This window comes from Kineosporia babensis, assembly GCF_021129305.1.
GTDB lineage: Bacteria > Actinomycetota > Actinomycetes > Actinomycetales > Kineosporiaceae > Kineosporia > Kineosporia babensis.
Genome location: NZ_JAJOMB010000062.1, coordinates 1 through 3,452 on the forward strand (window position 1 = coordinate 1; position 3,452 = coordinate 3,452).

General features: G+C 55.5%; 2 rRNA genes. Both read left to right on the forward strand.

From position 1 onward, the window contains the following. Positions 1-98: 98 nt before the first annotated feature. A 23S ribosomal RNA gene (locus tag LR394_RS40940) occupies positions 99-3,223 on the forward strand. A 112-nt stretch (positions 3,224-3,335) separates the two neighbouring features. Then, positions 3,336-3,452, forward strand: a 5S ribosomal RNA gene (gene rrf / locus LR394_RS40945).

The following is a 3,452-nucleotide window of genomic DNA, read 5'->3' on the forward strand; positions in this document are numbered from 1 at the left end:
GGGTTGTGTGTGTTCGTTGCTTGTGAACTGTATAGTGGACGTGAGCATCTTTAATCTGTGCATTTTTCGTGCGCATTCCTAGTTTTCTAGGGTGTGTGTCGTAAGTTTTTAAGGGCACACGGTGGATGTCTTGGCATCAGGAGCCGATGAAGGACGTAGGAGCCTGCGATAAGCCTCGAGGAGCTGGCAACCGAGCTGTGATTCGAGGGTTTCCGAATGGGGTAACCCGGCTGGATTCATGTCTGGTCACCGTCATCTGAATATATAGGGTGGCGGGGGGAACGTCGGGAAGTGAAACATCTCAGTACCGACAGGAAGAGAAAACAACAGTGATTCCGTGAGTAGTGGCGAGCGAAAGCGGATGAGGCCAAACCGGGCGTGTGTGATAGCTGACAGGCGTTGCATGTCCGGGGTTGTGGGAGCTGTTTTCACCATGCTGTCATGTGGTGGGTGAGTCAAAAAGCCATGTTGTAGTCGAACATCATTGAATGGGTGACCGTAGAGGGTGTTAGTCCCGTAGACGAAATGATGTGGCCTCACTTAGTGGTTTCCCAAGTAGCACGGGGCTCGTGGAATCTCGTGTGAATCTGGCAGGACCACCTGCTAAGCCTAAATACTTCCTGGTGACCGATAGCGGACTAGTACCGTGAGGGAAAGATGAAAAGTACCCCGGGAGGGGAGTGAAATAGTACCTGAAACCGTGTGCCTACAATCCGTCGGAGCCTTGCGGGGTGACGGCGTGCCTTTTGAAGAATGAGCCTGCGAGTTAGTGGTGTGTGGCGAGGTTAACCCGGGTGGGGTAGCCGTAGCGAAAGCGAGTCCGAATAGGGCGTTTGAGTCGCATGCTCTAGACCCGAAGCGGAGTGATCTACCCATGGCCAGGTTGAAGCGCGGGTAAGACCGCGTGGAGGACCGAACCCACCAGGGTTGAAAACCTGGGGGATGAGCTGTGGGTAGGGGTGAAAGGCCAATCAAACTCCGTGATAGCTGGTTCTCCCCGAAATGCATTTAGGTGCAGCGTCGCGTGTTTCTTGCCGGAGGTAGAGCTACTGGATGGCTAATGGGCCCTACAAGGTTACTGACGTCAGCCAAACTCCGAATGCCGGTAAGTGAGAGCGTGGCAGTGAGACTGCGGGGGATAAGCTTCGTAGTCGAGAGGGAAACAGCCCAGATCACCAGCTAAGGCCCCTAAGCGTGTACTAAGTGGGAAAGGATGTGGAGTTGCTGTGACAACCAGGAGGTTGGCTTAGAAGCAGCCACCCTTTAAAGAGTGCGTAATAGCTCACTGGTCAAGTGATTCCGCGCCGACAATGTAGCGGGGCTCAAGTACACCGCCGAAGCTGTGGCATTCCAATATCAACCTAGACGAGCTTGATCTTGTTCTCAGGTGTTGGGATGGGTAGGGGAGCGTCGTGTGGGGGGTGAAGCATCGGGGTGACCCAGGTGTGGACGCCACACGAGTGAGAATGCAGGCATGAGTAGCGAAAGACGGGTGAGAAACCCGTCCGCCGAATGACCAAGGGTTCCAGGGCCAGGCTAATCCGCCCTGGGTAAGTCGGGACCTAAGGCGAGGCCGACAGGCGTAGTCGATGGACAACGGGTTGATATTCCCGTACCGGCGAAGAACCGCCCATATCGAACCCACCGATACTAACATCGTGATGGTGTGCCGGCCTTCGGGCTGAATCATCGGAGCCTTGGACCTGGAGTGGTAGTAGGTAAGCGATGGTGTGACGCAGGAAGGTAGCCTCCGCGTGGCGATGGTTGTCCACGTTTAAGCATGTAGGGCGAACTGTAGGCAAATCCGCAGTTCTTTCTTTGATGATGGGCCTGAGATGTGATGATGACCGCATTGGCGGGAAGTGGGTGATCCTATGCTGTCGAGAAAAGCATCTAGCGAGGTTCGAGCCGCCCGTACCCTAAACCGACTCAGGTGGTCAGGTAGAGAATACTAAGGCGATCGAGTGAATCGTGGTTAAGGAACTCGGCAAAATGCCCCCGTAACTTCGGGAGAAGGGGGGCCTGAGGCGTGACCTGTCCTTGCGATGGTGAGCGTTTGAGGGCCGCAGAGACCAGGGAGAAGCGACTGTTTACTAAAAACACAGGTCCGTGCGAAGTCGCAAGACGATGTATACGGACTGACGCCTGCCCGGTGCTGGAACGTTAAGGGGACCGGTTAGCCTTCGGGCGAAGCTGAGAACTTAAGCGCCAGTAAACGGCGGTGGTAACTATAACCATCCTAAGGTAGCGAAATTCCTTGTCGGGTAAGTTCCGACCTGCACGAATGGCGTAACGACTTCTCCGCTGTCTCAACCGCGAACTCGGCGAAATTGCATTACGAGTAAAGATGCTCGTTACGCGCAGCAGGACGGAAAGACCCCGGGACCTTTACTATAGCTTGGTATTGGTGTTCGGTTCGGCTTGTGTAGGATAGGTGGGAGACTGTGAAGCCGGCACGCTAGTGTGGGTGGAGTCGTCGTTGAAATACCACTCTGGTCGTTCTGGATGTCTAACCTCGGTCCGTGATCCGGATCAGGGACAGTGCCTGGTGGGTAGTTTAACTGGGGCGGTTGCCTCCTAAAGAGTAACGGAGGCGCCCAAAGGTTCCCTCAGCCTGGTTGGCAATCAGGTGTCGAGTGTAAGTGCACAAGGGAGCTTGACTGTGAGACCGACAGGTCGAGCAGGGACGAAAGTCGGGACTAGTGATCCGGCAGTGGCTTGTGGAAGCGCTGTCGCTCAACGGATAAAAGGTACCCCGGGGATAACAGGCTGATCTTGCCCAAGAGTCCATATCGACGGCATGGTTTGGCACCTCGATGTCGGCTCGTCGCATCCTGGGGCTGGAGTAGGTCCCAAGGGTTGGGCTGTTCGCCCATTAAAGCGGTACGCGAGCTGGGTTTAGAACGTCGTGAGACAGTTCGGTCCCTATCCGCTGCGCGCGTTGGAAACTTGAGAAGGGCTGTCCCTAGTACGAGAGGACCGGGACGGACGAACCTCTGGTGTGCCAGTTGTCCTGCCAAGGGCACCGCTGGTTAGCTACGTTCGGAAGGGATAACCGCTGAAGGCATCTAAGCGGGAAGCTCGCTTCAAGATGAGGTTTCCATACATCCTTTGAGGTGTGGGAGGCTCCCAGCTAGACGACTGGGTTGATAGGCCGGATGTGGAAGCAAGGACTAACGACTTGTGAAGCTGACCGGTACTAATACGCCGATGACTTACTAACACACATCTGCTGCACGCAATGCATGATAGAGATGGCTCACGTCCGCTATACGGTTCACGGGAAACGACCACCCGCACCCGATCAGGGAGTGTTGTGGTTGTGCCGGTAGAGTTACGGCGATCATAGCGGCAGGGAAACGCCCGGTCTCATTCCGAACCCGGAAGCTAAGCCTGCCAGCGCCGATGGTACTGCACTGGGTACGGTGTGGGAGAGTAGGACATCGCCGGAC